The organism is Leptothoe kymatousa TAU-MAC 1615, from assembly GCF_018739865.1.
Classification (GTDB): Bacteria; Cyanobacteriota; Cyanobacteriia; order Phormidesmidales; family Phormidesmidaceae; genus Leptothoe; species Leptothoe kymatousa.
Map to the genome: position 1 here is coordinate 658,662 of NZ_JADOER010000004.1, position 26,860 is coordinate 685,521.

Genomic DNA, 26,860 nt, shown 5'->3' on the forward strand with positions numbered 1-26,860 from the left:
TTTAGGAGTATTTTTAAATGCAGCATCGTGGCGTCACAATTTGGTTTACCGGTTTGAGTGGTTCTGGTAAAACCACCATTAGCCAAGAAATTGAAAAGAAACTGCGGGCCGCTGGTGCCAAGCTTGAGGTGCTAGATGGCGACATCGTTCGCACTAACCTCACTAAAGGTTTGGGCTTTAGCAAAGAAGATCGCGACGAGAATGTTCGTCGTATTGGTTTTGTTTCCCATTTGCTAACTCGCAATGGTGTCATTGTTCTAGTCTCTGCTATTTCTCCTTACCGGGCAGTGCGTGACCAGGTGCGCCAGCGCGTTGGCGATTTTGTGGAAGTCTATGCCAATGCCCCTGTGGAAGTTTGTGAACAGCGTGATGTGAAGGGCCTTTACAAGAAAGCCCGCTCCGGTGAAATTAAGAACTTCACCGGTATCAGCGACCCCTACGAAGAGCCCCTGAATGCTGAAGTTGTTTGCGAGACTCACAACGAGAGCCTGGATGAGTCTGTAAATAAGGTGATGGCGAAGCTAGAAGAGCTAGGATATTTGTCTCCTGTTGCCGCTTAATCACAGTCTCTTGCCTGCAGTTTTTAGCTGGGGCAGCCAATAAGCAACAAGGCCAGCCCCTGTTAAAGGGGTTGGCCTTGTTGTTGATGCAAGGGGATAACATCCAAAGCATTTCACTTGTCCAGGTTTTCCAAGGCCCATTGTGCCCTAGCTTGTACGGCTAGGGTGGCATCTGTTGTTGTTACCCGCTCTAAGCATTGGATGATGTTTGTTGTGGCGTTAACCAGCGCCAGGGATTCTAGCCCGACAACCGCAGCGTAGCGAACCACCCACTCGTCATCCTGGGTAACCTGTAGCAGCACATCTTGGCATTGTTGCTGCGCCTGGGTGCGTTCTGTCGTGGGCATATCATTCCAGTTGATATTGCCTAGGCCCCGGGCGGCAGCCCGCCGTACGCTGAGGGAAAAATCATTGGCGGCGGCATTTAAGAGTAGTGCTAGCCCCCTTGGATCGCCGATGCCCGCCAAGGCTCGAATGGCCCACGCCCGAGCCCCATAGTTATAGCCATCTAGATTTTCCAATAGGGAGGAGACGGCGGGCACACCAATTTGGATCAGCCCTTCCACCGCAGCTACCGCAGCCCCAGGATTGTTAAACCCTAACACCTGAATTAATGTGGGGATAGAACGCTCATCGTTAAGGTCAGCCAAGTCTTCGACTGCATCCAATAATCCTTGGGCCGAATCCGCCTCATTAACGGCTTGCAAACAGATTTCAAATGTTTTAACTGGCAGCACCATCACAATAACCCATCCATTAATTCCATCACCCGTCGACCCTCGTTGGTGAGGTCGAGAGACGTTGCCTGTTTGTTGAGCTGATGTTCTAGCACCCCTTTGAGGGCAATGAGTTTCATGCTATTTTCTGCCAGGGTATTGGCAATCGCATCGGCCCCTGCCAAATATCCGATGGCGCCCAAGTCCATTAGGGCTGCCCGTCTTAGCTGTAGCTGATCGTCTGCTAAAACAGAGACTAACCGCTCCGCATACTGGGCCTCGGCTGTAATTTGGTACATGGCCCGCGCTGCGGCATTGCGCACCTGGGGGACATCGTGCTCTAAAAAAGGTTCAATGATGGATACTAATTCTGGATTACCGAGGGTTCCCAGGGCTTCCAAAATAGCGTTGTAGGGTTGTACCAGGTGTGGCTTTCCCGGTACTTGAATCGCGGCGGCTAATCCCCCGTCCAATAAGGCGGCTAAAGCGGGAACTGCAGAAGAGTCTCCTAAACTTTCCAGGGATTGGGCTGCGGTTTCCCTCACATAGTAGTCGTCGCAGTGGAGACACTTGATTAATGCAGGCACTACCTGGTCGTAGCCTTCCCCAATTTTCCCCAGGGCCCGTGTTGCATTTCTGCGCAGAGGGTAGCCACCATCTGGTGAACGATCTGATTCGTCTTCTAGGGCCGTTAATAAAGCTGCAATGGCGTTAGGTTGGCGAATGCGCATTTTTCCTAACCACCAAGCCGCATAATATCGCAACCCTGGATCAGCTGTTTGGTTGATATTGATTAATGCTTGGTCAACGGTTAAAGGTTGACCATCTGGGTTATGGGGAATACCGCTCACTACTTATCTAACGTATACATACAACAATCCCAGAGGTGATAGAAAACACTAGATAAACCAGCGCTTGTAAACACCTCTGGGAAAATATTGAAACTTAACTACTACAGTATTGAACCGCAGAGCTAAGACTCAACTAGCTAAGAGCGTTGATTGCGTAATCAATGTAAGCGTTAGCTTCAGTAGCCGCTTGACCACCTAGACCGTGGCTAGACTTGATGAACTTCAGCGCTTCGATATACCAGCTAGGAGACAATTCGTAGGCACGATTGATCTCATCTAGACCAGCTACCAAGTACTCATCCATGGGACCAGTACCACCAGTTACCAAGCAGTAGGTAACCATGCGTAGATAGTAACCGACGTCACGAACACACTTGGCTTTACCTTCTGCAGTAGAAGCATAGGTAGGACCAGGAGTAGTTGTGGTGTAAGGAAACTTGCTGTAAACGGCGTTTGCTGCACCAGAGCATAAGGCATCAGCCTTAGCAGTCAAACCTTTAGCGGCTTCCATACAAGCAGCAGCTCGTTGGAAACGACCAAATGCAGACTGAATCTCGGTGGAACTCAGGAAACGACCTTGTGAATCAGCAGCTGATACTGCTTCAGTCAATGGGGTTTTCATTGCTTGAGATATCTCCCAAAGTTGCTAAATAGACTTACAGAAAAAGCAAAGAGGCGATTAGAGAACTCTCTTTCTCTGTTCAAAACCAAACTCGCTAAGAATACTTAGGACGTTACTTAGGCAACTGCAGCAGCAGCGCGATCAAAGTAGCCGGAAATCTCAGCCATGAGATTGGAACAGTCGCCAGAAGTAATGCCGTTGGAATCGTTAGCGATCGCAAGGGCAGCTTCCTTCATTTTCTGAACGCCAATGGCAACAGAAGCACCGGGAGTACCAAGGGCAACGTAAGTCTCGCGAAGACCGTTCAAACAACGGTCGTCAAGTACGCTGGCATCGCCAGTGAATACAGCGTAGGTTACGTAGCGCAGGATAATTTCCATATCGCGTAGGCAGGCAGCGTTACGACGGCTAGTGTAAGCGTTACCACCGGGAGCGATAAGGGAAGGCTGCTCTGCAAACAAAGCACGGGCAGCGTTAGTTACGATAGCGGATGCATTACTGGTAATGCGGTTAACAGCGTCCATACGCTTGTTGCTGTCAGCAACCATAGCGGACAAAGCATCCAATTGAGCACTGCTGAGATATTCGCCTCTTGCATCAGCCTGGGAGACGACCTTAGCAAACGCATCAAACATAGATTGACTCTCCTAAATTTGATTCGTCGAAGTAAGTTTCCAAAAAAGTGGGGACGAGAACCCGTAAAGCAACTGCATTTAAAAACAGTTTCAAACCATAGATAGGCGAATGCAGACAATCTGAAACATCTTTCACAGAAGCCATAATCATCTCAGCAAACTTCGCTCTCCCCAATTTGAAGATTAAAGCGAATAGGTTACGAATCTAAGAAAGTTAAAGAAACTTTACCAGTTGCAATATTGATGACATTGGCATCCAGAAAAACAGCCACAAACCTGTCTGTTAAAAGCCAACAGTTTATTTTATATACTGCGACGGGGTCGCAATATATTACAAATTATAAGGGTTTTAAGGAATTGGTGACACAGAAAACATTTTTTAAATGCTCCTATGGGTAAGCGCTGAAATGCAAGTGTAGTCAGACATTGAAAAATGTCTGACTACACGAAAAAGTTCTCCTGTCAATCTAAAGATCGCAGTAAAAACAATATTTTTGTGGATGGATTTTAGCGTTTGCTTGACAACGTTAAGCGGCCTGCAGGTGACGCTCCAAATCGAATAGAAAGCCGTGGATGTATTCCTCTGTCCATTCGGCGCCGTAATAGCGGGTGAGCATGCCTCGGGCTGGGTCCTTCTCGGCTCGATAGCGAATATAGCTTAGCTGGGCTGTTTCAATCGCTTTGAGACGCTCTGGATCTGTTACGGGTTGCGCCTGCTGTGCAAAGCCGATATAGGCGTCTAGATAGCCTTTGAAGGCGTTAAACACATGGGTGTTAACGTCCTCTAGTTCCGTGGGTCGAGTCCAGAGAAAGGCGGGAGAAAAGAACGGCTGGGCCTCTGCTGGAAAATCGCCCCCCCAGGGTAGAACTTTCTGATATTGCTCAAACATGGGCATGATCGGGTCGCTATAGCGCGCCTGGTAGTCTCGGCTATCGCGAAACAGGGGCTGCATGTCAATGGCGATCAGATGGCCACCGGGGAGGGTGACTAGGTCTCCACCAAAAAAGGGTAGGTCGTAATTTAGGTGGGGGAAAATAACAAAGTTAAGCACCTGTAGGCTGTCACCCGCTTGCACATGGGCGGCCCGAATCTGTCTGAGCTTCGGAGAGCAGTAGCCATGGCTTGTGGTCTGTACGGTGACTTCCCGCTTACCTTTGCCGGTGGTGGCGGTTTTGCTTTCAAACCCGTCGGGTATGGGATATGGAGATAGGTCTAAGCGCTCTTGGAGTGTCGCGATCGCATAGTCTAAAAATGGTTGATATAAAGTCATGGCAACAACTACAAAAGGGCACCACGAAAGGATGCCCTAGTAAAATTACATTAACAATGGAAAAAACTAACCCTATGCCACCCTAGTGGGCTTGAACGGCCAGGGGCACGGCATCTTCAAACAAAAATTCGTAGAGAAAACGGTCGGCCCATTCTGAACCAAAGTAGCTGGTGAATAAACCGTGGGCTGGATCGCGCTCAGCACTGTATTGGTCGTAGTCAATCTGAGCCTTCTTGACCCGGGCGATTTCCGCATCGGTGGTCAAAGGTTCAGCATCCGCTAAGAGCTGCCAGTAAAGGTCTAGGTAGTCCTTAAATGCCGATAAGACCCGCGTAGAAACGGTTTCAGTGTCCGTTTTGGCAAATAGTAGATACTTTGAGAAGTACTGGTTGGCATCGTAGAACTTCATTTCCAACCCCTGGGCTAGCTCAGCGTAGTTGTCGCGAAGTTCCTTAAGCGGCATTAAATACTTGGCCTCATAAGCTTCGTCCTGAAACAGAGGCTGAAAGTCGAGAACAATTAAATTCTTGACCTTGCCAAAGGACAAAAAGTCAATCCCTAGCAACGGTACGTCGTAACAGTGATTGGGATAAAGGACACCATTAAAGATCTGGGCACCTTTGCCAGCGTCAATGTAGGTGTAGCGAATTTTTCGTAGTTCAGGTGACTGATAGCACCAGCTCTGGATAGATGCTGGGTTCCGCCCTCGTTCACTCATTCTGCATTCCAGACCTTCTGGAATAGCTCGTGGTTGGAGTTCAAATTTCTCTTTTAAAGAGGCTTCTAAATGCTCTAGAAACGGGCGGTACATTTGTCTTCGCCTTAACTTTATAACGGTTACGACAGATACCCTCTGCCATTTGCAGCATAAGAGATATATGAGGGCAGTGTCTTGAATCTTAGAGACAAAGACACATTCCTTTACATCATGCTGAACCCAGCCGTTGGGTATGGGCTTGAACCATGGTGCTCAGGTCGTCTGTCGTTACAAACCGCCGTTCTGAGCAGTAGGTCATGAGGTTAATGCCATTGGCTAAACGGGCTGTGCTAACCCGCACGCGAAAATCATCTGAGAGAAACCAGCAGCGTTCCTGCCCTTGGTTTTTGTCATACTCATTGTCAATGGTGAGGACGCCATCCTCGGCAAAGCCATAGCGACCGACCACGGGCATATTTTCCACGTAGCCACGGTCCCGTAGCAGCTGTCCCGTGCGCCCTTGATCATCATTGGGGATATCCACAAGAATGGCCGCGTACTTAGAGTCGTAGGTAAATTCCTTGGTATTGGACTGCCATGAAAATTGAGCCCCCCCGCCCGCTTTGCTAGGGTCTACGCCTTGGTTCTGGCAAATTTCAACGATGCGGGCATCGTCGGGCTCAATAACGTCCACAATCAGGTTTGATTCTCCTGATTCATCGGCGACGGAGTCAAAATGGTGAACGGCTCGTTGAATAAACCAGATGCCTTCGCTCTTACGAAAGAATTCCATCATGGTCATCGGAGATTTAAATGGCATGGGATCAGGTCCGTTCAAAGGGAATTTACTAAAAAATGTGTTCGGATGCGCTGTTAAACTGAATCTACATAAAGCAATGGCCTATGTTTCAGGGCGTTTGCGCGTCGGGTTAGGGATGGCCATGGGGCGCTGTTAGAGAAATCTTTTGGCTGGCCTCCTCAGGAGCTGTCAAGAAACGGCTTCATGGTGCTGCTTCATGGTGTATGCCTGAAAAGCTGGTTAAGCCATGATTTCAATGAACAAGACCATGATTTGAATTGTTCACAAGCCCTAACCTGGCGGATATTTCAACTCAATTTATTGCTACGGCGGGTGTCGCTGGCTCAGTGAATGGCAAAACAGTCGCCCCAAAGTAGACCACAAAACATTTTCAACAACAACGTCTTAATTAACGAGTTTAACTATCTATGAGTCATCCCGAAACCATGAGTTTAGACGCACCTTTGTGGGAGCGTTTGTCAACTCAACGCGATCTATCCGGTGCCGATCTCTCTGGGAAGGATTTACGTGGGTTTGATTTGTATCGAGTAAATCTAGCCGGGGCTAATTTGGCGGGGAGCTGTCTGCAGGGGGTAACCCTGATTGGGGCGGACTTAACCGGTGTTTCTTTGGTGGACGCCCAGCTACAGCAGACGGACCTCCGGGGGGTGCAGCTAACGGGTGCCAACTTGTCTGGCGCAAATTTAACCGGGGCATTTATCCATCGCGCGGATGTGCGGGGGGCGAATTTTAGGGGCGCTATTTTAGAGGATGCCAAGCTAAATATTGCCCTCTATGATGAGCAAACTCAGTGGCCAGAAGGATTTCGCCATCAGAGCTCTGGGGCTGTGGGTCCCGGTGCCGTGCTCAATGGTGCATTTTTGAATACGGCCTATTTGCGGGGGGTGGATCTGCGGGGAGCCAAGCTTTTGGGGGCTTACCTTAGCGGTGCCGATTTAACCGGTGCGATTTTGGATGATGCGAGCCTCAGTGGGGCCAATTTGCAAAAGGCGTTTCTGACCGGCGCTAGCCTGCGGAATGCTCGGGTAAGTGGCACCGAGTTTCAAAAGGCGGACATGCGGGCCACTGATTTAACCGGCGTAGAGTTTGACATGGTGGGCAATATTGCCGGAGCTGATTTCACCATGGCCCAAGGATTAACCCCCAATTCTAGGGGGCAACTGCTGGGCCGTGGTGCGGGGGAGTTAGATGTGTGGAATGGTCTCACCCGCAATACGACCCGCCGCAGTTTAGACGTTGAAGGAGTTTAAGGGTCGCATAGGGGCCGGCCCCTATGACCTGGTTTCTAAATATTGACCGATCATAATTTCCTGACCGGCCCGGGAGATGATGGTCTGCCGCGTACGGTAGTTGGCCCCCACCAGTTTGAGCTCTTCATCAAAGGTGGAGCCGCCATACTCGGTGTGCAGCTGCATGGTGTTGCGATCGCGCAGCTGATAGGTGGCCACCACCGGTTTGGGGGTGGCAAATCCGCGATCGCGATATAGCTTGTTGCCACGAATGCCAAATGCGGTGGCCCCGGTGGATTGTTTGCCGCTGGGGCTAATGTAATGGCTTTCCCAAGCAAACTGAATGCCACAGATCAGGGCATCTTCCATACCGTGGACGCTTTCTAACTCCACTAACGTAGGATGACCGTTGGCCAAAAACTCAATGGTTAAATCGCTGACCACCTCCTGGGTTTCACCATTTTTCAGGGTGTAGTAGCGGCGTTTAGAGTTCCATTGACCAACGGAGCGCTCAAAAAAACTAGTAGCGAGGGTTTCCAGACTTTGGACGGGGGTGGTAATCACGGACGATGACATAGGAGAAGGACCTTAGTTTAAGTGATGCGCCTGAATGCAAGCTATATCGAAAGAAGTTTGTATTTATTTACATTTAAGTTAGCGAAAACCCCAAAAAACAGCAATGAAGTCTGTTTAAAGGACGGTTAAGGATAGGGCTGGCCCTGGTTGGGTGCCAGTCAAAGCAAAGGTAGCAAAAGCCCAAATTGCGAGCTGTAGCTATCTCTACAAAAATGCTCGGGGCTTTGGGGGGCTACGGTAGGACGCTAACTCTACAAAAATGCCCGGGGCTTTTGGGGACTACGGTAGGACGCTAACTATTTCCGTAAGCGGGCATTTTTCTTAAGCATGTTGTTGGGTTTTTGGCGGCCGCTATGGCACCGGGCCTTGGTATGTTGTTGGATTTTTGGGCGGCCGCTACGGCACCAGGCCTTCCAGGGCGGCGGCGACCACCTTATGGTGGTCATCCTGGCGGAGCTCTATGAGGGCGGCTTGGGCCGCGTCAGCCTTGAACCGTTTGAGGGCATAGGCCACATGCATGCGGGTATGCCAACTCTGGTCTGTTCTCAGGGGTAAAATTGCGTCTAGGGCGGCGCTGGCTTGGTCGCTATTGGCCAGGGTGCTGAGGTGGTCTATGCCCGCGTTCATGACCGTCAGGTCTGAGCCTTGGATGGCTACCAGGCAAATTTCTAGCATGTGGGCAGGACTTTTGAGGTCGATCATGGCGGCTAGGATGCTGCGCCGCACGAGCCAGTTGCTGTTGTGGTGAAAGGTGTTGACCAAATGGGGAATCGCATCGGCACCATACATGGCCAGGGAGTTGGTGGCTTCTGCCTGCACGTTGGGATCTGAGTCATGGTCAATCATGGACTGCAAGACGGTATATCCTTCTGGGCTACGCTTCCGGCCTAGGCCCATGGCCACAAAAGAGCGCACTAAAAAGGCCGCATCGTCTTTTTTGCTAAGCAGTAGCGGACTGGCAATGTCAGCGTCATAATCTTTGAGGGCCACAATGCCCTTAAGACGCTCTTGAGAGTCGGCATGGCCAAGCAGCGTTTTGATGTCGGAGAGTTCCATGGATAATCTGTGCCGGTGCAGGCACTGTTTCTGATAATAGCGATGCCCTGATTGTAACATTGTGTAACAATAATGAGAGGCCAGTGTAAAGCGGCCCATGGATAAGGAATATGGCACCATCCCTCAGTCCCCACGTTAAGGAATTAATTGCGAAAGCTCGGATTGTTAGTTTTGATGGCTGGCAAGAACAGTTTGGCGCCGATGCGATCGCTCATCTGCAGTCCGCCGATGACCAGCGCGTCTATTTAGACGATGCGGCCCTAGCCGCCCTGCCCGCCGGTAAAATTTCTCAGCATTTGCGTCACCACGCCAGCGCCATTGTGGATGCTGCTCGGGCCCAAGTCTTGGCCCATTTTCCCGGCATTACTGAACCGGGGGGCGGGCTTTATCCAGCCGTTCGCGCCGAAGCCTGTTGGCGAGATTTTTGGCACTTTTTGCGTTGCATTACCTACGGTGTGGCGGCCCAACGTACCGATTACACCAGCAAAGCCGGGTTGGAATATATGGAGCAGCTCTATCAAGAACTGCAGGTTCCCCTAGATGCCATGGTGTACGGCCTCAAGGCCTTAAAGGTCGCCAGCCAAGACCAGTTACGTCAGCAGGGGGTGACCGTTGCCGATGAGCAGCTAGCCCCTTATTTTGACCATTTAATTGATTCCCTCAGTCGTTTTCAGACCGCCGATGCCTGACTTGTCCTCCATCCATGAGCCCTTTGTTAATGCCTGTATTCGTGGCGATTTAGCAACGGTTAAGCAGCGTTTAGTTGATGGTGCAAATATCGAAGGGATTTGGCGTAGCTGTACCGGCTTAATGTGGGCTGCGGCAGAAGGTCACTTATCGATTGTGCAGTTGCTTTTGGCTGTGGGGGCTAGGGTCAACGCTAGAAACGAAGTGGGTTATACGGCCATACTTTATGCGGCCGAGGCAGACCAACGAGATATTGTCCTAGCTCTGCTAGACAAAGAGGCCCATACCGATGTCAGTATTTGTAATCGATATCAAGAAACGATTTTATTGCTGATGGCACGCCAGGGCCATGGGGATATCGTGGAACGCCTGGTTCACCAAGGGGATGACCTGCACCACACCAATAAAATTGGTGATACGGCCCTCTATTTGGCTGTGGGTAATGGCCATGGCCCCACCGTGGCCAGTTTGATTCGTTTAGGGGCTAGGGTGAATACGGCCAATATTGGTGGATGGACCCCGTTGATGATGGCCTCTGCCCGTGGGGATATTGACATTATTGAATTGCTCCTAGCCCAGGGGGCCGATGTCAGCCCTCAAAATAATTGGGGCGGTACGGCCCTGAGTGAGGCTAAGCAGTCATTTCGTTCCAGTCAAGCCGTAGCTTTATTACGGCAAGCGGGCGCCGAATAGCTTATTTCTGAAACGGTGCTTTACAAGGGGAAATGTTGATCCTTAGATGGCTCAAAAGCCTTGACTACACATTTTCAGTTTTCTCCAGAATTCATCGTCTATTGTATCGTTTTGTATCTTTGCCCATGGGGCTTTAGGCTGTAGGGGGCAACGGGTTTAGTTGCTTTTATAAAGCTTGAAAGCCTATAATCCATTAGGTTTTAGTGTTTTTTAGGAGGCGCGCAAAAGTCGATTTGGTACCTCTATCACTTTTGTTTCGACTGGGTTCATAATTCTTGATGATTAGAGACCGCTTTTATATAAGAAGATGAACTGTAGCGAGTGTTTATGCTCAGTTGTGGTCAGACTTGTTCAGATTGCATGATGTAGGTCAAAAGCTTGTTACTACAGGGTTTTGGGCTTGTTTGCAGTTTCAACAGTGCTTTAAGGGCATAGTCAACCCTAAGCTTCTTAACATTCCGAGATAAATTATTTAGACCATTGTTGTCGTCTAGGAGATAGCATTAATGGCTTTTGGACCAGCTTCACGATTGGGCGTGAGCCTTTTCGACGAGACCCCTCCAGTCGAGTGGGTTCCTGGCCTTGATAGTGAGGGCCTCGAGTCTATTATCAAAGCCGTCTATAGACAGGTTTTGGGTAACGCTTATGTGATGGAGAGCGAGCGCCTAGTGGTGCCCGAGTCCCAGTTTAAGCGCGGTGAATTGACCGTACGCGATTTTGTTCGCGCCGTAGCGAAGTCTGACATGTATCGTGCGCGCTTTTTTGAAAGCTGCCCCCGTTATCGTTACATCGAGCTCGCGTTTCGCCATCTTTTGGGACGCGCTCCCAATGGTTTCGATGAAATGAAGGCCCACAGTGCCGTTCTCGATACTGAAGGGTTCGAGGCCGACATCGATTCTTTCGTCGATAGTGATGAGTATCAGAACGTTTTTGGCCAGGACTTCGTCCCCTATATTCGTGGGTATAAGACTGAAGCATGCAACATGGTTGGCTTCACCCACACGTTCGAACTAGTACGCGGTGCTTCCAGTAGTTCCCTTAAGGGCAGTGTCAGCGGCAAGAAGCCCCGCCTGAACTCCATGGTAATCAACGCGATTCCTGGGCCTGTTCTATCTCCGCTGTCCGCTGGTGGTACCTTCCAGACTCCTGCTGATTCTTCCCGGTCTCGCCACGGTGTGGGCGCTAGTGCTAACGGTAAGATCTACCGGGTTGAAGTCACTAGCTACCGTTCTAAGGCCTTTAATCGTGTGTCGAAGTTCCGTCGTGCCAATAAGGTGTACATGGTTCCCTTCGATAAGCTATCCGATGAATACAAGCGTATTCATAAGCAGGGCGGTGTAATTGCTAGCATCACCCTCGTTTCTTAGAATCTGCGATTTAAGATGGTCAGGCTGCCTTTTGGCTTTAGCCTGGCTGTTCTTTAAATTCGTTTTTGTGTTGAGAACGTTTGAAAAAACAGTAGGAGATTTTCAATGACAGCGTTTGAATTGTGGCCCGCAAGCAGCAGTGAAGATAAGCAAGCGATTATCCGTGCTGTATATCGTCATGTTTTGGGTAACCCCCATGTGATGGAAAGTGAGCGTCTCGTCAGTGCTGAGTCTCAGTTCTGCGATGGCTCCCTATCTGTTAGAGATTTTGTCCGCGCGGTTGGTAAGTCTGATTTTTACCGTAGCCGTTATTTCGAGTCCTGCGCTCCCTACCGCTTTGTAGAGCTAAACTTCATGCACTTTTTGGGACGCGCTCCCGAGAGTCAGGCTGAGCTTTCTGAGCACATTCGCCGTTGCGTAGAAGAAGGTTACGACGCAGAAATCGATTCTTACATCGATAGCGATGAGTACCAGGCGCGCTTTGGTGAGAATGTAGTTCCCTTCTACAACGCCAACTTGACTCAGGTGGGTCAGTCCCAGGTTAGCTATAACCGCATCTTCGCCATTGATCGTGGACCTGCCCAGGTTAGCAGCGCTGTTAAGTCTGCTCAGCTGGTTTCCCAGGTTGCCGGTGCTGAAAAGGGCAATAAGATTAAGGCTGCAGCGACTAACTTGAATGCGGGTACTACTAAGCGCTTCAAGATTAAGACCACCGCTGCTAAGTTTGATGCGCCTCGTCGCGTCAGCATGAACGAGTACATTGTTTCTGCTGATAAGATGACTCCTCAAATTCAGCGTATTCACCGCACTGGTGCGAAAATCGTGAGCATTACTGAAATTGTTTAATTTTTAGTGATGTGCGTCTTTTAAAGCCGCCTTGGATTTCAAGGTGGCTTTTTTTCACTCATTAATGTTTTGTGGCGTTGCTGATGCTCGGGATGATTACATCTGGGAGATGCGGTTCTATTGAGCGATTGCCGGATCGGTTCATCCTCTAAATCAGCAACAGCTTTTTTGTCTGGGTAGGCTGAAGAATTATCTGCAAGATACGTCATTGTTTTCAATCCGGAGGCTCAGGAGTCTTGCTTAGGTAGCTTCTGCTTCATAGTTTTGTGAGGTCGCGGCTCTAGGGCATTGCTTAATTCAGACATAGCTGGTGTAGACGAAGGCAATTACTGACAAATTCATGATCAACAACACTTTGTTCCGCCCTGAAGTATTGAAAACTAACAGGAAGAAGTTTAATCCTGATGGTTTTGATTTGGCGGCAGCGCTCAAAAAAAGGAAAGCGGCTGAAGCGGCTGAAGCGGCTACTCCTCCAACGGCTGATTTTGACGTTAATAAAAACTACCTAAGTCCGTTCTCGGATGGTCAACCTGTGGAGTTGGTTGGCACCACATCTGTGACGGATTTGGATGTTGTTATTCGGGCTGCCTACAAGCAGGTGTTTGGCAATGCCCACTTGATGGAAAGTGAGCGTTCGGCAAATGCAGAATCAAAGCTGCGCAGTGGCGAGATTACAGTATTAGAATTTGTGCGTCAGCTGGCTAAGTCTGATCGCTATCGTGCGATTTTCTTTGAAAATTGTTCTAATATTCGCGCGGTCGAATTAAATTTCAAGCATTTGCTGGGACGGTCTCCAGACGGCAATGGGGAAATTTCTGAGCATATTCAGATTTTGGCGGAAGGCGGCTTTGAGGCTGAGATTGATTCGTACCTGGATAGTGACGAATATTTCCAGGCTTTTGGTACCGATTTTGTTCCCTATTATCGGGGGCATAAAACTCAGTCCGGTCGCTCTGTGTCTGGCTTTACCCATTCCTCTCAGTTGGTGAAAGGGGCCTCTAGTAGCGACAAGTCCATTGCCAACAATACCGCTCCTCAGGTGCAAGCTGGGTTGCTGGGGGGTGCCCCAACCGAGATTCAGCCTTTGGCCACGTTGCCGCTTTCTACGCCAGTGATTCCTCCCCAGGAGTATGCGGCTCCGGAGCCACAGCTGACTAAGGCAGATTATATTCCGGTGTATAAGTCAGCGACGTTTTTGTCGGAGCCCGTTAGCCCCAGCGAGTGGGTGCGCGATTATAACGCTAAGCAGGCGGCCGCCACATTCCCGGCAGCGCGTTTGAGTCAGCCGGTGCAGCAGTTTTCCGGTGCTTCTATTGAAGATAAGGATATTCTGATTCGGTTGGCCTATAGGCAGGTGTTTGGCAATGTGCACCTGATGGAGAGTCAGCGGTTGCTGACGGCTGAGTCGCAGTTTAGGGACGGCACTTTTAACGTTAAGCAGTTTGTTTGTGCCCTGGCGAAGTCGGACGCTTATCGGGCGCTGTTCTTTGAGAGTTGCTCTAATATTCGCGCCGTCGAATTGAACTTTAAGCATTTGTTGGGTCGCGCCCCTGACAACTTTAAGGAAGTTTCTGAACATCTTGGTATTTTGGCCGCGGGCGGTTGGAATGCTGAGATTGATTCCTACTTTGAAAGTGCGGAGTATGACCAGAGCTTTGGCACCGATACTGTGCCTTACTATGTGAGCTACTCTACGCAAACTGGTAAGAATGTTGCTGGCTACAATCGTATCTTTGAGCTGGTTAAGGGCTTATCGAGTAGCGATCTCACCATTTCTGAGTCGATTCAAACCAGTCAGCGATCGCAGCTTCAAACCGATCTGCTCAAGGGCTTCCAGCCTAATAAGGAGAACGTCTTCAATCCCAAGGGATTCCAGTTAGCCAAGGCCGTTGGCGCTCCCGTCGTTGTTGCCAAGATGGATTCGGGTTCGGCCTCGATCACGGCTGCCTACACCGACGCTTTTGCCGAACAACAGCCGGTTGAGCTGGTGCCTGGAGATAGCACCGGGCAAATCGACATTGTTATCGAGGCGGCTTACAGACAGGTGTTTGGCAATGCCCACCTGATGGAAAGCGAGCGTTTCCCCACAGCCGAATCTCAGTTGCGGAATGGTGACATTACTGTTCTAGAGTTTGTGCGGGCCCTGGCGAAGTCAGATCGATACCGCACCTTGTTCTACGAACGTTGCACCAACCTCAAGACAGTTGAGCTGAACTTTAAGCACCTTCTCGGTCGTGCCCCTGAGAGTGGCGAAGAGATTTCCCATCACATTCAAATCTTGGCTGAGCAAGGTTTCTATGCCGAAATCGATGCCTATATCGATAGCGATGAGTATTTCCAAACCTTTGGTGCCAATGTTGTTCCTTACTTCCGGGGCTATCAAACCCAGACCGGTAAGGGAATGGCCAGCTATACCCACTCTTTCCAGCTATTGCGGGGTGCTTCCAGCAGCGACAAGCAGCTAAGTCAGTATGGCGCGGCTGATGTTGATCGGGCTATTCTCTCCAATCACTCCAGTCGCATTCCCGATATCTCTGAACAGACCGTACCTGTGGCAGACATTCGGCCTCAGCCCAAGCAGACGCCTGCCGTTGCTAGCCCCGACTACGCCTTTGGCCTAGATGCCACCAGCCCCCTATCGGCGGTTGAGCGTACGGCTATTTGGCAAGGGCAATACAATGCCATGGCCAATGCCGACCCCGTTAAGCTTAGCCCTGGTGCATCCGATGGAGATGTCACCCTGGTGATTAACGCCATCTACAAGCAGGTGTTGGGCAATGCTCACATTATGGAAAGTGAGCGGCTAGCCAGTGCTGAATCCCAACTACGCAATGGTGATTTGACCGTTCGTGGATTTGTGCGGGTGTTGGCCAAGTCAGACTTGTATAAGTCTCGCTTTATCGATAATGCCCCCCGCTATCGCTGCCACGAGCTGAACTTCAAGCATCTTCTAGGCCGTGCCCCCGAGAGCTACGACGAGACTGTGTACCACAGTGCCATGGTCGACAACCATGGCTATGACGCGGATATTGATGCCTACATTGATAGTGATGAATATGAAACCGCGTTTGGTGAGCATGTGGTTCCTTTCTATCGGGGCTATAAAACCCAGACTGGCAAGAGCCTGTTGGGCTATGTCAATATGTTTGACCTGCTCACCAGTGCGTCTACCAGTGATAAGGCGGGGTCCACTAAGGCCCGGGTGGAGAAGCGTCTCTCCTATGAGAATCCCATTAAGGTTCAACCGGTCACCGACGGTAACGTTCTGATTCAGAAGCTGTTTGGTCTGATCTAATTGCATCCTCTCAGTTAGAGATTTGCAGTGTTTAAGCCCCATGACTTCCCAAAAGTAGGAAGTCATGGGGCTTAGTTTTGGTTAGATGAATCGATCATTGGGCAAAACGTTGCGATCGCATAGCGCGATATCGCTTGTTTATTTGTCGCCTCTATTACTATTCGTTACGAAATATGTCCTTGAGAACATTAAGAAAAAACAAGTTGTTCTCATTTAGCCCTCAAAATCCGATATCAGTCTTAAATAGGGCCACGTTTTTGACCATTAGCTTTAGCGACGTCTAGGTTGTTCAAAACAGTGGGTTCAACCTAGGTATTTCCCCTGGATGGCTGTTGGCCTGGGACCTAATGCTAATAATACACAGAGATTATAGTTGGCCTGCTATCTGTGAGCTGATCAGCGCTGTTTGCTGACTTAGCTCTAACGGTACGCCCTTTAGCAAACTCAAATTTATTTCGGAGGATTGTTCCATGGCACTTTGGGTAACCAATGCTGTGCCCGTTGAACTTCGCCCCAATGCAACCGAGGATGACCTGCAAACGGTCATTCGTGCTGTATATAAGCAAGTTTTAGGCAACCAGCATGTGATGGAGAGCCAGCGTTTAATTAGCGCTGAGTCTTTACTGCGTGATGGCGATATCACAGTTAGAGGATTCGTCCGGGCAGTAGCCCAATCAGAGCTTTATCGCTCCCTCTTTTTTGAGAGTTCTTCGGCTTACCGTTTTATTGAGCTAAACTTCAAGCACTTGCTTGGTCGTGCTCCTCAAGAGCAATCAGAAATCGCCAACCATGTAGCGCTTTACAATGAGCATGGCTATGTAGCGGAGATTAACTCCTACATCGACAGCGATGAGTACACTGCCAGCTTTGGTGAAAATAGTGTGCCATCGGTGCGGGGTAACCAAACCCAGACGGGTGTTAAAAACGTTGGCTTCAACCGTACGTTTGCCCTTGAGCGCGGTGATGCTACTAGCGATCGCAGCAACCAAGCTAAATTAATTAGCGATTTGGGTGGCAATTTAGCGACTAAAATTGCAGCGCCCCAAGCGGGGACCGGTCGGACCAGCACTAATAAGCGATTCCGGATTACGGCTAGTACCTCTACCGCTGCAGCCGCTCTGGGCCGTGTTAGCAAGCAGCAGTACGTTGTTTCCTATAGCCAGATGTCCCAGCGTATTCAGACTATTTTGAAGTCGGGCGGCAAAATTCTGAGCGTCACTGAAACCAACTAGGTTTAGCTCTCAGATACACCAGCAGAGAATTCATTCTCTGCTGGTGTTGTGTTGTAAAAAAGTTCCGTGCCAGTCGCGGATTAATCATCACTATTCTTTAGGAGAAAAGGTTATGTCCCTTTGGATTAATAATGAAGCAGTTGAGCTGCGCCCCAATGCTAGCGAAGAAGACCTACAGGTTGTTATTCGTGCTGCGTACAAACAAGTTTTGGGTAATGCCCATGTCCTAGAAAGTCAGCGTCTAACCAGTGCTGAATCTATGCTCAGAAATGGGGAAATCACTGTGCGTGGTTTTGTCCGTGCCGTTGCTACTTCGGACATCTATAAGGCTCGCTACTTCGATAATGCCTCTCCTTACGGATTTATTGAGCTGAACTTCAAGCATCTGTTGGGTCGTGCTCCCCAGGACCAATCTGAGATTGCTGAGCATGTGCAGACCTACAATGCATCTGGCTACGATGCTGAAATTGATTCTTATCTCGACAGTGATGAGTATCTGTCTGCCTTTGGTGAAAATGTTGTGCCCTATGCCTGTGGCGCTAGCCAAACGGGTGTGAAGAACGTGGCCTTTAACCGCATCTTTGCCCTAGATCGTGGCTATGCCGCTAACGATACTACTAAGGGTGCCAAGCTAATTAGCGATGTTGCCGGTAATCTGGGTACTAAGATCAAGTCCCCTGCTACCGCTTCTGGTGCCTATAGCAACACAGGCAAGCGTTTCCGCATTGTGGCCACCAAGGCTAACTTTGGTAGTCGGGTCACTAAGAGTAACTACAGTGTGGAAGTTGGCTTCAGTCAGCTATCTAACCGCATTCAGAACATGCAGCGCTCCGGTGCCACCATCGTTAGCATTTCAGAAGCATAGGCCTAGGTTTCTGGCTTATTAGGCATGAAGTTTTTACGGTAGTGGCTCAACTTTTGGAGCGATTGTTTGTAAAAACTATCTTGCCTAATGAGTCGGTTGTGTTTGAAAAGTTTGGTGTATTGCGAGGTAATAACCATGGCAGGAATGATAACAACGGGTTGTGCCGGCGTCAGTGACTACGGCTCCCGTTCGGTGACAATCGATGTGGCTAATGTGGCCCGTCAAGATGTGGCAAAAACTAGCAACTATCAGGTGAAGGTTCCTTTTAGCCAAATGTCCCAAACCATGCGAAATATCGCTGAGTTAGGCGGCAATGTGGTCGGCGTCTCTGTGTCTGGTGCGGCTCCGGCTTCGACTGGAAGTTCAGATGACTAGATAGTCGTTACTATTCTCCTCATGCTTAAAGCCTGCAGGTATTGACAGTCTCCCATTGTCTATCCTGTGGGCTTTTTGGTGCTATGGGGGAATGTCTTTCTGGCTTTGACCTGTGGGCGCAAGGCTATAAAATTAAAGGCCTACGCAAAAAAAGTTTTACCTCAATGGATATTGAAACCTTTGTCGAACGCTCAATCGGTGAATGGCGATCGCAACGCAGCGCCCATCATTTAGCGTTTGGTCATTTCGAAGAAGTGCGCTCCACCATCAATATCGAATCGCTCACAGTGGATACCCCAGGAGTTTTAGACCTGTGTCAGCGTTATGAGGTGTCTCCTGAGCACATCGTTAGCCCGTTCAAAATGACTTGGGAAGGGGAATCTGACTGGGATGAAGATGAAGTCATGGCCGGTTCCACGATTTTAATCCCCGTTCCTGACAGTGCAACCACTGGGAAACTGCTGCGTGAGCAGGGGTATGCAGAGACCATGGAAGCGATGGGGTCTTATTGTCTCACCGATGACGGCACCTTTATTTTGACCACCGCCTATGACCGGGCAGCCGCGGAAGAAAAAATTTGGTTTGCGACGCCCAACTTGCGTTTTCGCGTGTCGTTGATTAAGACGAGCAGCGGTAAAGGCGTAACAACAGCGAGCTTCTCCTCAGAGGTAAGACGGGGCGTAAAAAGCTAGGTCGAAGATTTTTGGGCTACTAAAATTTATGTAGATAGCTCAACGGACTTGCAGTTTCGTCAAGCAGACTTGCACTTTACTCAAGGGGAGCTATCCTTGGAGGCACTTTCATTAAGAGGAAACTCCTATGGTAGGTATTACCAGTGGCTCTGCCTTGAGTGATGATCGCTCACGCGCTGTGGTGATTGATGTAGCTGGCATGGCAAATCAGACGATTTCCAGAGTTAGTAATTACCAGGTCAAGGTTCCCTTTAGCCAAATGTCGGCGGCTATGCGCACGATTTCCGCCCAGGGAGGGAAAGTGGTGCATGTTTCAGTTCAGGGTGGGCCGCCCCAAGCTCCCCAAACCCCACAAGAAACCCCAGATTCAAAACCGGCAAAAGCTACAACCAAGAAAACTGGCACCAAAAAAGCGGCTAATAACAAAAAGAAAAATATAGTTTCCCGCTTGACGAATCGGAAGGGACGTCGTTCTAAGAAAACCTCCTAGGTCTGTTGCGGCGCTATCAATATAAAAAAAGGTCAGGCTATCACCCTGGCCTTTTTTTTGCTTTGTATAGATGCGCCCTCACCTAGGTTGGGAAGATTTGGACACCTTAGTAATAGGGAAGTATGGTGTGATGAAGACGCAGGCGTGTCATCCAATGTTGATATTTTGTAGTGCGATCGCATAGAACTGACTAGCGTCTAACCCCTATGCTTGCTTACACTAGAAACTAAAGGACTTCAGCCCAGGGCAATAGCAAAGTGAGCTTTACGATGTGACCAAGACTCTTTAAGAGACAATCACAACAGCTCATCACAATGTTGTTCTAAATTGAATAAAACGCTCGTCAATAATTTTAAGAAACTTTAAGAAATGGTGCTTTCTAGCAGTGCTGACGTCTCTTACTCTCAGGATTTTGTAACCCTGGCCCGTTGGATGTCTGGGGATTTTAGTAATCAACACCAGGCGTTTGAAAACCCTAGGAAATTTGCCCATATCCGTATTTTTTTTCGTCCCCTTCCCTATGAGTTTTTCTCTGGAGTTGGGCTATATTCTGAGCAAACACAGGATTACGATCTCTGGAGTCCCTATCGTCAAGGTGTTCATCGCCTTGTGGATAAAGGCGATCATATTTATATTGAAAACTATGGACTTAAGGACCGGTTGCTATATGCCGGCTCTGGCCATAACCTAGACATTCTCAAAACCATTACCCCCGACTGTATTGAACGGCGAGAAGGCTGCTCGATGGTATTTAGGCGTGAAGGGGATACGTTCATTGGCAGCGTAGAGCCCGGCAAAGCCTGCATTATTCCTAAACAAGGAAAGATGACCTACCTCACCAGCCACGTGGAAATTACTGAAAGCACCTGGATGAGTGTCGATCAGGGGATGGACGTGGAGACGGATGAGTACGTGTGGGGCTCCACAGAGGGCATTTTGACGTTCCGTAAGCGCGCCAGTTTTGACAATGAATTGCCGTTCATTTGACGTTCCGTAGGCGCACCCGTTTTGCTAATGAGCTGCCGTTCATTGGCAATGCCGTCAGGTGCACCCGTTTCGATCATGAACTCCCTTTCATTTGCAATTCCGTAAGGTGCGTCAGTTTTGATGATGAACTCCCTTTCTAAAGAACGTAAAACGACTAGAGAGATTGAAAAGACTACGGATCATCGACATTTAGACCTTAACGACCTTAAAGAACTTCGGGTTTCCATGCTTCCTCCCCAGGCACAAAAAAAGATGAAATCGTGGATCCGCAGTCGTCATTTGATTCGGTCGGGCAATTTTTTTATTTTTGAAACCGTTGAGTATTCCACGGTGGAAAAGTTTCAAGACTGTTTAAAAGCCCTAGGGGGGACGTTAATCTCCGTCAAACCGATGAAAAAAATATGGATTGGCGATCATCGGCGAGTGGTTTTATATCAAGCCAAGGCGAGTTTGCACACGCCCCACCACGATCTGCAGCAATATTGGATTAAATACGGCAGCTTCCACACTCGGTTTGATGAACGGGCGTAGGTTGGACATGGCCTACGATCCGGTGTTTGTTGGGGCAAAATGCTTGCCGTTCGGTGGCTCCAGCCTTTTGTATCGGATGATTGAGCTGCCTTGACAGGCCATCCGAACTGCTATCAAAAATCTTAAAAATTAGAAAACTGTGTATCTTGTAACGGAATGTTGCTTTGTTTTCACTAACTGAGACATAAGGGCCCACGATTGCATATTGTTTTTATGGTGATAAACGCAAACGAGACGAGTTTGTTATCACCAACGAAAAGTTTTTAACAAAACAAGGAGAGCTCAATGCTTGACGCTTTTTCTAGAGCGGTTGTATCCGCTGATGCCAGCACTGCACCTGTAGGTGACCTATCTGCCCTTAAGGCATTTGTTGCTAGCGGCAACCGTCGTCTAGACGCAGTAAACGCAATCGCTTCCAACGCAAGCTGCATGGTATCCGATGCAATTGCTGGAATGATCTGTGAGAACCAAGGTCTTATCCAAGCCGGTGGTAACTGCTACCCCAACCGTCGTATGGCTGCTTGCCTACGTGACGGTGAGATCGTTCTCCGCTATGTAACCTACGCTCTACTAGCAGGCGATGCATCCGTTCTAGATGATCGTTGCTTGAATGGTCTAAAAGAGACTTACGCAGCTCTAGGCGTACCTGCAACTTCCACTGTACGTGCCGTACAGATCATGAAAGCACAGGCAGCCGCTCACATCGCTGACACTCCTAGCGAAGCTCGCGCCGGCGCACGTCTACGTAAGATGGGTTCTCCCGTTGTAGAAGATCGTTGTGCTTCCTTAGTTGCTGAAGCAGGCAGCTACTTTGATCGCGTTATCTCTGCTCTAGGCTAAGCCCTAAGCGAGATTGCTCTGACTAAATCACGATCAATTTAACTACTGGAGAAATACCAAAATGAAATCTGTTGTTACCACTGTGATCGCTGCAGCTGATGCAGCTGGTCGTTTTCCTTCCACTTCCGACCTAGAGTCCGTACAAGGTAGTCTTCAGCGTGCCGCTGCACGTATGGAAGCTGCTGAGAAGCTTTCTGGCAACCTAGATAACGTTGCTAAAGAAGCTTACGATGCTTGCATCGCCAAGTATCCCTACTTGAACAACGCTGGTGAAGCTAACTCCACTGACACTTTCAAAGCAAAGTGCCTACGTGACGTTAAGCACTACATGCGTCTTATCAGCTACAGCCTAATCGTTGGTGGTACTGGTCCTTTGGACGAGTGGGGTATTGCTGGTCAGCGTGAAGTATACCGCGCCCTAAACCTACCCACTGGCCCCTACGTAGCTGCTCTAAGCTTCGCTCGTAACCGTGGTTGCGCTCCCCGCGACATGTCTGCTCAGGCTCTAACTGAGTACAACGCTCTTGTTGACTATGTAATCAACTCCCTATCCTAAGTGATTGGGCCCCTATCCTAAGGGTCGGTTACTAGATTAAGAGCTTGACTGCATTTAGGTAGTCGAAACCTGGAGATTCGTAAGGATCTCCAGGTTTGTTGTTGTTGTATAAACATACTAAAAATGGCTTCTTCTGATTTTGGAGAAGCCATTTTTTTTACACGCTATTTTCTGACTGCTAATGCGAAATCCTGACTGATAGCGGCCGATATCGAAGGGCGGTTTCAGCAATAAGCCCAAGCCACATCCGTTAGGGATTGCCTTGGTCGGATTGCCACGTTTGAACCGGCCTGGCTGAATTCAAATTGGGAGTGTGATCGCTGAAATAGAGGTTTGGACCCCTTACCTGCTCGGCATTCAATGGGGAACGGCTAAATTTGTAGTTTTGTAACATTTTTAAGCTTGTTACCGAGCAGCGCTCAGTCGCTGGCGCTTTGTTTTCAGGGTTAGAAATTGCATGGGCTATTCAATGGACCATGTTGCCAATCTAGTTAAAGCTGCATGGGACTAGGGTTTTCGTCCAAAAAAAAATAATCCTCGGGCCAGTGGAACCAAGCCGTTGATCGCCTTCCGGCTCAATTGACGGAAAACCTTTCCACTGATACGATCACGTCTGTATCCTCTGTCCCGTTTGGGTTTCAAACCCATACTGTTAAAGGGACAGAAATTGTAAAGCCACATTCTAATAATAGTCGAGACTTTTGCGATTATTTGAAGTGGTAGAGCTGTAAAAACTGTTTTTCTAAGGGCTTAGGAAATGCTTAAAAAGTTGTCTGGTGTCTTGGAGCTAAAGCTGCCATTACTTGATAAGGGTGAATCAAGTCGGCCAAAAGCTGCTGAGTCAAAGCCTGTTGCTGCCCCCAAGCCCCCTCAGGATACTAAGACTGCGGCTGCCGCTCCTGCCGTTAGCAGTCAGGCTGCACCAGCGAGTGCCGCTACAACGTTGCCAGCGAAGTATATGTCCGCCGTGGCGGGTAGCCCTATTGCTGAGTTTATTAACGAAACTGCATCCGTCGAGAATGCGGACCTAGTCATCGAAGCTGCCTATAAGCAAGTTTTTGGCAATGCTTATTTAATGGACAGCGAGCGTTCCAAGGTAGCCGAGTCTAAGGTGCGCAGCGGTGAGATTAGTGTTCTAGAATTTGTTCGCAGCTTGGCAAAGTCCGATCGATACAGAATGCTTTTCTTTGAAAAGTGTCCTAATGTCACTGCGGTTGAGCTCAATTTTAAGCATCTGTTGGGTCGTGCCCCTGACAGTTACGAAGAAATTGCTCAGCATCTTAGAATTTTGTCAGAAGAAGGATTTGACGCAGAGATTGATTCCTATCTTGACAGTGACGAATACTTTTGTACGTTTGGGGATATGCAGGTCCCTTACGTTCGAGGCTATACCAGCCAAGTGGGTAAGTCCTCCGTGGGCTTCACCCGTTCCTTTGCGTTGTTTGGTGCCGCCTGCAGCAGCGATAAGTCTAAATTTGCAGATGCAGCTACTGCTGATCTGAAGCCCGGCTTGTTGCAAAGCTCCCCCGGCACTATTCCTCCCCTTAACCCAATTCCTGATTCAGCCGCCCAGGTTCCGGTTAAGGTGCCGATGCCTCGCTACCCTCAGGAGTTGAAGCTCATGGCGAGGGAGCTGTTGTCGGAAATTCAGGAAAGACAGGGTAAAGGCCCCTATTGCAATTACTAGGCTTGAACCCATGGGCAATGCCCTAGTTGGGCATTGCTTGGTTATATGCAAAATAGGGATGGTTCCCTTGAAGAGAACCATCCCTATTTTGTTTTTGTGTCCTATGGCAAGGGTGGGCCATGGGCCGATGGCAAAGCGGTTGAGAATGGGTTTGATACGTCAATATCCCCATGCTCAAACTGCCCGGTTAAGGTTTAACGGAAATTCCGCTGTTGCCACTTGTTCAGACGGTTAGCGCCAATGGTGGCTAACGCCTGGGCTTCCATAAGTTCGCCCCGTAGTCGTTCAATTAAAGCGGCTTTTTCGTCAGACTGCCGGGAGGGACTGCTACCCAAAACTGCTTTTGTCTGGGTGCCTTTTCTCAGCACAGATGCGCCAATGCTGGCGGAAGGACGCAGGCTTGCCAACTGTTGTTGCAGTTTGGCAATGAGTAAATCCTGTTCGCTAGTTTGGGGTTGGGGGGTGGCAGGCGTGGGTGTTGTTGTCGGTGGAGTAAATTTAAACACCTCTGCCAAAATATCTTGGGCATCGCGGGGCTTGCTGACCTTGGGCTCCTGATAGGGCAGGATGCCATTGGTCACCCGTGGGCGATTATCCGTTAGATCCTTGTCGCTGCTGGAGGCTCCCTTGAGTAACGACAACATGTTGGTAAATTCCACCATGGTTTGCCCTGGAGCGCTTTCGTAACCTCGATAGTAGGGCACGATATTCTCACCAAAGGCGTTGTTGTACTCATCGCTATCGATATAGCTATCGATGTCGGCGGCATAGCCTTCGGTATCCAAAATTGCGCTGTGGGCCTTCATTTCAGCGAAGTTTTGTGGTGCCCGCCCGAGCAGGTGCTTAAAGTGCAGCTCCATGGCGCGATACCGATAGCAGTTGGTAAACCGAGACTGGTAGAGCTCCGATTTCGCCACCTGGCGCACAAACTCGCGCACGCTAAGTTCTCCATTTCTGAGTTGAGACTCGGGCACTACCAAACGCTCACTTTCCATAATGTGGGCATTGCCCATCACCTGGCGATAAACTGCTCGAATGACCACTTCAATCTCATCTGTGGAAGCACCGGGGATGAGTTCGACGGGTAGGGTTTGTCGGAAGGGGGCATAGCCCTTGAAGGTGTGCTGGTTAGCAACTTGTTCGGGGGTGGGTTCGGGCTCTGCCTGGAGGAAGGTGGGGGTGTAGGTAATGTCGGCGGGGCTGCTTAGGGGTGCGATCTCATCAATCTGCTCAGCCATCAGTGCCTTGGTTAGCCGTGCTTGGGATTGATAGTAGGCAGGATTGTTGTCATTGCTCGCGTTACCGCGCAGCAGCCGCAAGAGATTGGCAAACCCCGCCACCTTTTGCCCGGTGGGAGACTGATGCCCACGATAATAGGGCACGGTGTTTTCGCCAAAGGCTAGCAGATATTCTTCACTATCCAGATAGGTGTCAATGTCTGCCTCAAAACCATGGGTTTCTAAAATGTTGCTATGGTCGGCAATGTCGCTATAGCTGTTGGGGGCACGGCCCAGGAGATGTTTGAAATTTAATTCAATAAACCGGCTGCGAGAGCAAGGCTCGAAAAAGCGGCTGCGATATAGTTCAGATTGGGCCACCGCTCGGATAAACCCACGCACACTAATTTGGCGATTGAGTAAAAGAGATTCGGCCTCTGCCAACGCCGCTCGCTCGCTTTCCATCACATGGGCATTGCCCAACACTTGGCGATAGACGGCTCGGATCACCACATCAACCGCTTCCGACGAGTCATGGGCCCACAGTTCAACGGGGTCTGCTTCATTAAAGGCCTGGGTGCCCAGTTGAATGGCCTGCGGGTCGGCCTTTGCCACAGCTAGCTCAGGGTGCATGAGGGCATAGGCTTCAGCGGTGATGGGGGTGCGCCATTCGGTTTTGGGCCGGGTGACGGGGGCGATTTTGCCTACGGCATTGCCCATGGTGGCCTGATTTAATCGGGCTTGTTGACTGTTGGCCACATTGTTGTCATGGCTGGCGGCCCCCCGCAATAGTTTTAGAAAATTGGGAAAACCCGCCACTTTTTGCCCGGTGGGAGAGCGATGCCCGCGATAGAAGGGCACCGTGTTTTCCCCAAAGGTGCGGTAATACTCATCGCTGTCGAGGTAAGAGTCAATTTCTGTTTCGAATCCCGCAGACTCTAGAATGTCGCTATGGCTGGCAATGTCGTCGTAGCTGTTGGGGGCACGACCCAATAGGTGTTTAAAGTTAAGTTCGATGGAACGATTGCGCGAGCATGGCTCGAAGAACCGGGAGCGATATAGGTCAGATTTTGCCACGTGGCGCACAAAGTCGCGGACGGTGATGGCGCGGTTATGGAGCTGTGATTCGGCCTCTGCTAAGGTTGACCGTTCGCTTTCCATCACATGGGCATTGCCCAGCACCTGCCTGTAAACAGCGCGAATAACGACATTAACGGTTTCTAAAGAATCACTCGGCCATAACTGCACAGGATCTGTTTCATCAAAGGCTTGGGTGCCTAACCTAATGGCAGAATTGATAACAGGATTTGCAAATGTGCTGACCATTCACCGTCTCCAATTTTATAGTTGTGTCGACTGAACCAGGGCTATGTTCTAACGAGAAAACACAGGTACCTAGTCGTGCTAAATAGTGTGTATTGTTACCATTTTATTAAGATTAGGGTCTGGAAACCTTGATGAATTGTT

At 49.5% G+C, this 26,860-nt stretch carries 27 protein-coding genes; 17 read left to right on the plus strand and 10 right to left on the minus strand.

Annotated features, from left to right (window positions below; translation table 11 throughout):
- Positions 1–17 precede the first annotated feature (17 nt).
- The gene (gene cysC, locus IXB28_RS05210; RefSeq protein WP_215617477.1) at positions 18–560 is read left to right on the plus strand and encodes an adenylyl-sulfate kinase; all 543 of its coding nucleotides are present in this window, start codon (positions 18–20) and stop codon (positions 558–560) included.
- A gap of 113 nt (positions 561–673) precedes the next feature.
- On the opposite strand, the gene IXB28_RS05215 is transcribed toward cysC, so the two are convergent.
- The 7 genes from IXB28_RS05215 to IXB28_RS05245 form a co-directional block, all read right to left on the minus strand.
- A complete protein-coding gene (locus IXB28_RS05215; RefSeq protein WP_215617478.1) occupies positions 674–1,300 on the minus strand; it encodes a HEAT repeat domain-containing protein in 627 nt (208 codons plus the stop codon).
- A complete protein-coding gene (locus tag IXB28_RS05220; protein WP_215617479.1) occupies positions 1,300–2,127 on the minus strand; it encodes a HEAT repeat domain-containing protein in 828 nt (275 codons plus the stop codon). Before IXB28_RS05220 ends, IXB28_RS05215 begins: the two co-directional genes overlap by 1 nt.
- A gap of 133 nt (positions 2,128–2,260) precedes the next feature.
- On the minus strand, positions 2,261–2,749 hold the full coding sequence (cpcA, locus tag IXB28_RS05225) for a phycocyanin subunit alpha (RefSeq protein WP_215617480.1): 489 nt from the start codon (positions 2,747–2,749) through the stop codon (positions 2,261–2,263).
- 116 nt (positions 2,750–2,865) lie between these two features.
- Positions 2,866–3,384: a phycocyanin subunit beta gene (locus tag IXB28_RS05230; protein WP_215617481.1), complete on the minus strand. Its 519-nt coding sequence runs from the start codon at positions 3,382–3,384 to the stop codon at positions 2,866–2,868.
- Between the two features lie 527 nt (positions 3,385–3,911).
- Positions 3,912–4,655 carry a phycoerythrobilin:ferredoxin oxidoreductase gene (locus IXB28_RS05235; protein ID WP_215617482.1) on the minus strand — a complete coding sequence of 248 codons (744 nt, stop codon included), beginning with the start codon at positions 4,653–4,655 and terminating at the stop codon, positions 3,912–3,914.
- A gap of 82 nt (positions 4,656–4,737) precedes the next feature.
- On the minus strand, positions 4,738–5,466 hold the full coding sequence (locus IXB28_RS05240; protein ID WP_215617483.1) for a 15,16-dihydrobiliverdin:ferredoxin oxidoreductase: 729 nt from the start codon (positions 5,464–5,466) through the stop codon (positions 4,738–4,740).
- Between the two features lie 115 nt (positions 5,467–5,581).
- On the minus strand, positions 5,582–6,172 hold the full coding sequence (locus tag IXB28_RS05245; protein ID WP_215617484.1) for a phycobiliprotein lyase: 591 nt from the start codon (positions 6,170–6,172) through the stop codon (positions 5,582–5,584).
- A 407-nt stretch (positions 6,173–6,579) separates the two neighbouring features.
- Between IXB28_RS05245 and IXB28_RS05250 the strand changes: the two genes are divergently transcribed.
- Entirely contained in the window at positions 6,580–7,422 is an 843-nt protein-coding gene (locus tag IXB28_RS05250) for a pentapeptide repeat-containing protein (protein ID WP_215617485.1), read from the plus strand.
- A gap of 21 nt (positions 7,423–7,443) precedes the next feature.
- On the opposite strand, the gene IXB28_RS05255 is transcribed toward IXB28_RS05250, so the two are convergent.
- Both IXB28_RS05255 and IXB28_RS05260 read right to left on the minus strand, forming a co-directional pair.
- Positions 7,444–7,977 carry a phycobiliprotein lyase gene (locus IXB28_RS05255; protein WP_215617486.1) on the minus strand — a complete coding sequence of 178 codons (534 nt, stop codon included), beginning with the start codon at positions 7,975–7,977 and terminating at the stop codon, positions 7,444–7,446.
- A 396-nt stretch (positions 7,978–8,373) separates the two neighbouring features.
- Positions 8,374–9,033 (minus strand): HEAT repeat domain-containing protein, encoded by a 660-nt coding sequence (locus tag IXB28_RS05260; protein ID WP_215617487.1) that lies wholly within the window; start codon positions 9,031–9,033, stop codon positions 8,374–8,376.
- Positions 9,034–9,143: 110 nt separating this feature from the next.
- On the opposite strand from IXB28_RS05260, the gene IXB28_RS05265 reads away from it, so the two are divergent.
- From IXB28_RS05265 to IXB28_RS05335, 15 genes are all read left to right on the plus strand, one after another.
- Positions 9,144–9,722, plus strand: coding sequence for a globin family protein (locus tag IXB28_RS05265; protein ID WP_215617488.1), 579 nt, complete (start codon positions 9,144–9,146; stop codon positions 9,720–9,722).
- The gene (locus tag IXB28_RS05270; protein WP_246559616.1) at positions 9,715–10,413 is read left to right on the plus strand and encodes an ankyrin repeat domain-containing protein; all 699 of its coding nucleotides are present in this window, start codon (positions 9,715–9,717) and stop codon (positions 10,411–10,413) included. The genes IXB28_RS05265 and IXB28_RS05270 overlap by 8 nt, the downstream gene beginning before the upstream one ends.
- 506 nt (positions 10,414–10,919) lie before the next feature.
- Positions 10,920–11,780, plus strand: a complete 861-nt coding sequence (locus IXB28_RS05275) for a phycobilisome linker polypeptide (RefSeq protein WP_215617489.1) — start codon at positions 10,920–10,922, stop codon at positions 11,778–11,780.
- 105 nt (positions 11,781–11,885) lie between these two features.
- Positions 11,886–12,626: a phycobilisome rod-core linker polypeptide gene (locus tag IXB28_RS05280; protein WP_215617490.1), complete on the plus strand. Its 741-nt coding sequence runs from the start codon at positions 11,886–11,888 to the stop codon at positions 12,624–12,626.
- A gap of 373 nt (positions 12,627–12,999) precedes the next feature.
- Entirely contained in the window at positions 13,000–15,921 is a 2,922-nt protein-coding gene (locus tag IXB28_RS05285; RefSeq protein ID WP_246559617.1) for a phycobilisome rod-core linker polypeptide, read from the plus strand.
- A 470-nt stretch (positions 15,922–16,391) separates the two neighbouring features.
- Positions 16,392–17,153, plus strand: a complete 762-nt coding sequence (locus tag IXB28_RS05290) for a phycobilisome rod-core linker polypeptide (protein ID WP_215617492.1) — start codon at positions 16,392–16,394, stop codon at positions 17,151–17,153.
- A 112-nt stretch (positions 17,154–17,265) separates the two neighbouring features.
- Positions 17,266–18,018, plus strand: a complete 753-nt coding sequence (locus IXB28_RS05295) for a phycobilisome rod-core linker polypeptide (protein WP_215617493.1) — start codon at positions 17,266–17,268, stop codon at positions 18,016–18,018.
- A 135-nt stretch (positions 18,019–18,153) separates the two neighbouring features.
- Positions 18,154–18,393 (plus strand): phycobilisome linker polypeptide, encoded by a 240-nt coding sequence (locus IXB28_RS05300; RefSeq protein ID WP_215617494.1) that lies wholly within the window; start codon positions 18,154–18,156, stop codon positions 18,391–18,393.
- Between the two features lie 164 nt (positions 18,394–18,557).
- A complete protein-coding gene (locus tag IXB28_RS05305) occupies positions 18,558–19,085 on the plus strand; it encodes a phycobiliprotein lyase (protein ID WP_215617495.1) in 528 nt (175 codons plus the stop codon).
- A gap of 127 nt (positions 19,086–19,212) precedes the next feature.
- Positions 19,213–19,575: a phycobilisome linker polypeptide gene (locus IXB28_RS05310; protein ID WP_215617496.1), complete on the plus strand. Its 363-nt coding sequence runs from the start codon at positions 19,213–19,215 to the stop codon at positions 19,573–19,575.
- A 369-nt stretch (positions 19,576–19,944) separates the two neighbouring features.
- Positions 19,945–20,562 carry a chromophore lyase CpcT/CpeT gene (locus IXB28_RS05315; protein WP_215617497.1) on the plus strand — a complete coding sequence of 206 codons (618 nt, stop codon included), beginning with the start codon at positions 19,945–19,947 and terminating at the stop codon, positions 20,560–20,562.
- Positions 20,563–20,787: 225 nt separating this feature from the next.
- Positions 20,788–21,093 (plus strand): CpeR family transcriptional regulator, encoded by a 306-nt coding sequence (locus IXB28_RS05320; protein WP_215617919.1) that lies wholly within the window; start codon positions 20,788–20,790, stop codon positions 21,091–21,093.
- 285 nt (positions 21,094–21,378) lie between these two features.
- Positions 21,379–21,933, plus strand: coding sequence for a globin family protein (gene cpeB / locus IXB28_RS05325; protein ID WP_215617498.1), 555 nt, complete (start codon positions 21,379–21,381; stop codon positions 21,931–21,933).
- Between the two features lie 61 nt (positions 21,934–21,994).
- Positions 21,995–22,489, plus strand: a complete 495-nt coding sequence (locus IXB28_RS05330; protein ID WP_215617499.1) for a globin family protein — start codon at positions 21,995–21,997, stop codon at positions 22,487–22,489.
- Between the two features lie 757 nt (positions 22,490–23,246).
- Positions 23,247–24,176 (plus strand): phycobilisome rod-core linker polypeptide, encoded by a 930-nt coding sequence (locus IXB28_RS05335; RefSeq protein WP_246559619.1) that lies wholly within the window; start codon positions 23,247–23,249, stop codon positions 24,174–24,176.
- 194 nt (positions 24,177–24,370) lie between these two features.
- Here IXB28_RS05335 and IXB28_RS05340 read toward each other — a convergent pair whose 3' ends face one another.
- Complete coding sequence (locus tag IXB28_RS05340) at positions 24,371–26,719, minus strand: phycobilisome rod-core linker polypeptide (protein ID WP_215617500.1); 2,349 nt, start codon at positions 26,717–26,719, stop codon at positions 24,371–24,373.
- Positions 26,720–26,860: the final 141 nt, after the last annotated feature.

Coding starts and splice junctions, on each gene's coding strand:
- IXB28_RS05280 (WP_215617490.1), top strand. CDS start 11,886: ATGACAGCGTTTGAATTGTGGCCCGCAAGCAGCAGTGAAGATAAGCAA.
- IXB28_RS05255 (WP_215617486.1), bottom strand. CDS start 7,977: ATGTCATCGTCCGTGATTACCACCCCCGTCCAAAGTCTGGAAACCCTC.
- IXB28_RS05240 (WP_215617483.1), bottom strand. CDS start 5,466: ATGTACCGCCCGTTTCTAGAGCATTTAGAAGCCTCTTTAAAAGAGAAA.
- IXB28_RS05330 (WP_215617499.1), top strand. CDS start 21,995: ATGAAATCTGTTGTTACCACTGTGATCGCTGCAGCTGATGCAGCTGGT.
- IXB28_RS05300 (WP_215617494.1), top strand. CDS start 18,154: ATGGCAGGAATGATAACAACGGGTTGTGCCGGCGTCAGTGACTACGGC.
- IXB28_RS05250 (WP_215617485.1), top strand. CDS start 6,580: ATGAGTCATCCCGAAACCATGAGTTTAGACGCACCTTTGTGGGAGCGT.
- IXB28_RS05245 (WP_215617484.1), bottom strand. CDS start 6,172: ATGCCATTTAAATCTCCGATGACCATGATGGAATTCTTTCGTAAGAGC.
- IXB28_RS05315 (WP_215617497.1), top strand. CDS start 19,945: ATGGTGCTTTCTAGCAGTGCTGACGTCTCTTACTCTCAGGATTTTGTA.
- IXB28_RS05270 (WP_246559616.1), top strand. CDS start 9,715: ATGCCTGACTTGTCCTCCATCCATGAGCCCTTTGTTAATGCCTGTATT.
- IXB28_RS05335 (WP_246559619.1), top strand. CDS start 23,247: ATGCTTAAAAAGTTGTCTGGTGTCTTGGAGCTAAAGCTGCCATTACTT.
- IXB28_RS05275 (WP_215617489.1), top strand. CDS start 10,920: ATGGCTTTTGGACCAGCTTCACGATTGGGCGTGAGCCTTTTCGACGAG.
- cpcA (WP_215617480.1), bottom strand. CDS start 2,749: ATGAAAACCCCATTGACTGAAGCAGTATCAGCTGCTGATTCACAAGGT.
- IXB28_RS05235 (WP_215617482.1), bottom strand. CDS start 4,655: ATGACTTTATATCAACCATTTTTAGACTATGCGATCGCGACACTCCAA.
- cpeB (WP_215617498.1), top strand. CDS start 21,379: ATGCTTGACGCTTTTTCTAGAGCGGTTGTATCCGCTGATGCCAGCACT.
- IXB28_RS05295 (WP_215617493.1), top strand. CDS start 17,266: ATGTCCCTTTGGATTAATAATGAAGCAGTTGAGCTGCGCCCCAATGCT.
- IXB28_RS05215 (WP_215617478.1), bottom strand. CDS start 1,300: ATGGTGCTGCCAGTTAAAACATTTGAAATCTGTTTGCAAGCCGTTAAT.
- cysC (WP_215617477.1), top strand. CDS start 18: ATGCAGCATCGTGGCGTCACAATTTGGTTTACCGGTTTGAGTGGTTCT.
- IXB28_RS05230 (WP_215617481.1), bottom strand. CDS start 3,384: ATGTTTGATGCGTTTGCTAAGGTCGTCTCCCAGGCTGATGCAAGAGGC.
- IXB28_RS05290 (WP_215617492.1), top strand. CDS start 16,392: ATGGCACTTTGGGTAACCAATGCTGTGCCCGTTGAACTTCGCCCCAAT.
- IXB28_RS05310 (WP_215617496.1), top strand. CDS start 19,213: ATGGTAGGTATTACCAGTGGCTCTGCCTTGAGTGATGATCGCTCACGC.
- IXB28_RS05305 (WP_215617495.1), top strand. CDS start 18,558: ATGGATATTGAAACCTTTGTCGAACGCTCAATCGGTGAATGGCGATCG.
- IXB28_RS05340 (WP_215617500.1), bottom strand. CDS start 26,719: ATGGTCAGCACATTTGCAAATCCTGTTATCAATTCTGCCATTAGGTTA.
- IXB28_RS05260 (WP_215617487.1), bottom strand. CDS start 9,033: ATGGAACTCTCCGACATCAAAACGCTGCTTGGCCATGCCGACTCTCAA.
- IXB28_RS05320 (WP_215617919.1), top strand. CDS start 20,788: ATGCTTCCTCCCCAGGCACAAAAAAAGATGAAATCGTGGATCCGCAGT.
- IXB28_RS05265 (WP_215617488.1), top strand. CDS start 9,144: ATGGCACCATCCCTCAGTCCCCACGTTAAGGAATTAATTGCGAAAGCT.